The following is a 3252-nucleotide window of genomic DNA, read 5'->3' as shown; positions in this document are numbered from 1 at the left end:
GCGAACATGTTCTTGCTGCGCTCGGCCTCCTTGCGGCTGAGGTCGAACTCCTTCAGCGCCTCCACCGTGAGCGTCGTCAGCGGCACCGGGTGCAGGCTGTAGCCGTCGAGCGAGCCGTCGTGCAGCGGATCGCTGTCGTAGCCGACCTTCTGCAGGGCGCGCTTGGTGAACTCGTCGGTGTTCACGATGATTTCGGCGCCGCGCGGCAGGTCGCCGACGTTGGCCTTCAGCGCGGCCGGGTTCATCGCCACCAGGACGTTCGGCGCGTCCCCGGGGGTGAGGATGTCGTGGTCGGCGAAGTGGAGCTGGAAGGACGAGACCCCGGGGAGGGTGCCCGCGGGGGCACGGATCTCGGCGGGGAAGTTGGGAAGGGTGGAGAGGTCGTTGCCGAAGGAAGCGGTCTCCGAGGTGAACCGGTCCCCGGTGAGCTGCATACCGTCACCCGAGTCCCCCGCGAACCGGATGATCACCCGGTCCAGGCGCCGCACGTCCTTCGCGTCGCCCGATGTGCGCTGCTCTCCCACGACGGTTCCGTCGGTCTGCTCCGCTGGGCTGCTGACCTGGCTGGTCACTGAACTGGACCTCCTTCGAGGCGGCTGTCCGGGGCCTGGTCGTCCCACGGACCATCCCAGGATCAACCCTACGTCGGTCAGGGTCGCCTTCCCGAGGCCATCCGCGGATTGGATGACATTTCGAGAAGGCCTGTCGCGCTGCCTTCACATCATGTCCCGCATCGCTGAAGCGTCACTCAAGATGCTTCCGCGCGTCTCAGGGGGTCTCTGCCGTGGCGGGCCGCCTCAGGAGTTCAGGTAGGTCAGGACGGCCAGTACCCGTCGGTGGTCGCCGTCGCTCGGGGTCAGGCCGAGCTTCAGGAAGATGTTGCTGACGTGCTTCTCCACGGCGCCGTCGCTGACCACCAGCTGCCGGGCGATCGCCGAGTTCGTCCGCCCCTCCGCCATCAGCCCGAGCACCTCGCGCTCCCGGGGGGTCAGCCCGGCCAGGACGTCCTGCTTGCGGCTGCGGCCGAGCAACTGCGCGACCACCTCCGGGTCCAGCGCCGTACCGCCCTCGGCCACCCGCACCACCGCGTCGGTGAACTCCCGCACGTCCGCGACCCGGTCCTTGAGCAGATAGCCCACGCCCCGGCTCGAACCGGCCAGCAGCTCGGTGGCGTAGCGCTCCTCCACGTACTGCGAGAGCACGAGCACCCCGAGCCCCGGGTGGACCCGGCGCAGCGTCACGGCCGCCCGGACCCCCTCGTCGGTGTGCGTCGGCGGCATCCGTACGTCCGCCACGACCACGTCGGGCAGCTCGCCCCGGCCGTCCAGGTCGGCGATGGTCTTCACCAGTGCGTCCGCGTCGCCGACGCCGGCCACGACGTCGTGCCCGCGGTCGGTCAGCAGCCGGGTCAGGCCCTCTCTGAGCAGCACCGAATCCTCGGCGATGACCACCCGCACCCTGTCCTCCACGATCTTTCGGTCCCCCGGCACAATCCGGCACGACGGCGTCCGCCCGGCCGTCCGCCGTCCTACGGGGAACCAGCATTCCAGGATTCCGGCCGGAGCGCCGCCGTACCAGGGGAAAGATCGGGGATCGGGCCCGTTGATCGCCGGCGTCGCTCAGGGAAAGATCCGGGGGCGGGCGCGTTCCCGGCCGCCGCGCCGGGGGAAGACGCGGGGCCGGACGGCTCCGGCGCAGTCCCGCAAGACGCGGGGCCGGACGGCTCCGGCGCAGTCCGCGGGGACGCGGGGCCGGGTGACTCGTCCCAGCCGCGAAGGCCGGGCCTGGCGGCTCGGGATCAGCCGCGCCAGGGGAGTTCCGCCGTCACCCGGGTGGGGCCGCCGGCGGGGGAGTCGACCACGAGGACGCCGTCCACCGCGTCCAGCCGGGCCGCGAGACCGGCCAGCCCGGAGCCCCGGGCGGGGTCGGCGCCGCCCACGCCGTCGTCGCTCACCTGGAGGAGCAGCCGGTCGTCCGTCCGCCAGGCGTCGACCGAGGCGGTGCGGGCCCCGCTGTGCTCGCTGACGTTGCGCAGCAGCTCGGAGACGGTGAAGTAGGCGATGCCCTCGATGGCCGGGGCGGGCCGGGCCGGCAGGTCCACGTTCACCCGTACCGGGACCGTGCAGCGGGAGGCGACCGCCGACAGGGCCGCGTCCAGTCCGCGGTCGGTGAGCACGGCCGGGTGGATGCCCCGGGCGAGGTCGCGCAGCTCCTGGAGGGCCGTCTTCACCTCGCCGTGCGCCTCCTCCACCAGCCGGGCCGCCTCCCGCGGATCCTCCCGCAGCTTCTCCTTCGCCAGCCCCAGCTCCATGGCCAGACCGGCCAGCCGGGCCTGGGCGCCGTCGTGCAGGGCCCGCTCGATGCGGCGCAGATCGGCGGCGGCCGTGTCGACCACGACCCCCCGGTCCGACTCCAGCTCCACGACCCGCGCCGACAGCGGCGACGGTCCGAGCAGCCCGCGCACCAGCAGCCCGTCCACGGTCGTCAGGGCCCGCACCAGCCACGGGGCGGCCAGCGTGAGCGCCAGTCCCGCCAGCGCGGCCAGCGCGATCTCGAACGGGTTGTCCAGGTAGACGCCGTGGTGGCCGTCGCCGAACAGCTGGATACCGCCTTGGCCGACGTACACCGGGAACACCCAGAACCACAGCGGGTACGTCAGCAGCGACCAGCCGACGCTGCAGAAGGTCACCACCACCGTGAACGAGAACACCGCCCACGGGAAATGCAGCAGCGTGTACAGCGCCTGCCGCCAGGACGAGCCGCTCTTCAGCACCGCGCCCGTCCAGGCCACCGGGCCCGGCTTGCCCGGACGCAGCGGTTCCGGGTCGGCCACCCGCAGGCCCAGCAGCGCGCGCGCCCGCGCCCGCTCCAGCACGCCGAAGCCCCGGCAGCCGGCCAGCGCCGCCGCCAGCACCGGGATGCCGAGGAAGGTCACCAGCAGGCCCGCGCCGAGGGTGACCATCGTCACCGTCCAGCAGAACAGCACGGTCGCGACCGGCAGGCTCAGCAGCACATACCCGAACTCCCGCCGGCTGCGCGCCTCGAACGGTGCCCGCAGTCCGGCCGGCAGCCGGTGCGGCCGCTCGTCCCGGCAGGCGTACCCCTGTCCGTACTCCGTCGCCATCGGTGTCGTCCCGTTCTCCTCGTCCACACGGCGGTTCAGCCGTATCCCCAGGGTCGTCCGCCGCGCCGTCCGGGGACATGGAGGCCGTCGGCGTCTTGAGCGGGGGGTTTTCCCCACCCCGCCCGTGC

Annotated in this window: 3 protein-coding genes; all 3 read right to left on the bottom strand. The window is 72.8% G+C overall.

The annotated features are described in order from the left end of the window. On the bottom strand, window positions 1–572 hold a 572-nt coding region (locus tag AB0E62_RS17025; RefSeq protein WP_362193460.1), incomplete at its 3' end, for a 2-oxoacid:acceptor oxidoreductase family protein. Between the two features lie 225 nt (window positions 573–797). Then, a complete protein-coding gene (locus AB0E62_RS17020; RefSeq protein ID WP_362193496.1) occupies window positions 798–1457 on the bottom strand; it encodes a response regulator transcription factor in 660 nt (219 codons plus the stop codon). A gap of 341 nt (window positions 1458–1798) precedes the next feature. Next, window positions 1799–3124, bottom strand: coding sequence for a sensor domain-containing protein (locus AB0E62_RS17015; protein ID WP_362193457.1), 1326 nt, complete (start codon window positions 3122–3124; stop codon window positions 1799–1801). Between the last annotated feature and the right edge of the window lie 128 nt (window positions 3125–3252).

The organism is Streptomyces sp. NPDC038707 (assembly GCF_040636485.1).
GTDB lineage: Bacteria > Actinomycetota > Actinomycetes > Streptomycetales > Streptomycetaceae > Streptomyces.
This window is presented reverse-complemented; position numbering and strand designations above follow the sequence as displayed.